General features: G+C 34.3%; 1 pseudogene. It reads left to right on the top strand.

From position 1 onward, the window contains the following. Nucleotides 1-70: 70 nt before the first annotated feature. Nucleotides 71-289, top strand: a pseudogene (locus tag KI356_RS27990) (M23 family metallopeptidase); the annotation flags it as partial.

Below are 289 nucleotides of genomic sequence, written 5' to 3'. Positions count from 1 at the left end.
AATTGTGAGCGGATAACAATTCCCCTCTAGAAATAATTTTGTTTAACTTTAAGAAGGAGATATACATATGACACATGAACATTCAGCACAATGGTTGAATAATTACAAAAAAGGATATGGTTACGGTCCTTATCCATTAGGTATAAATGGCGGTATGCACTACGGAGTTGATTTTTTTATGAATATTGGAACACCAGTAAAAGCTATTTCAAGCGGAAAAATAGTTGAAGCTGGTTGGAGTAATTACGGAGGAGGTAATCAAATAGGTCTTATTGAAAATGATGGAGTG

It is taken from the genome of Bacillus hominis, from assembly GCF_018332515.1.
Classification (GTDB): Bacteria; Bacillota; Bacilli; order Bacillales; family Bacillaceae_G; genus Bacillus_A; species Bacillus_A hominis.
Note: the sequence above shows the minus strand (reverse complement) of the source record. Positions and strands in the feature narration are given on the sequence as shown.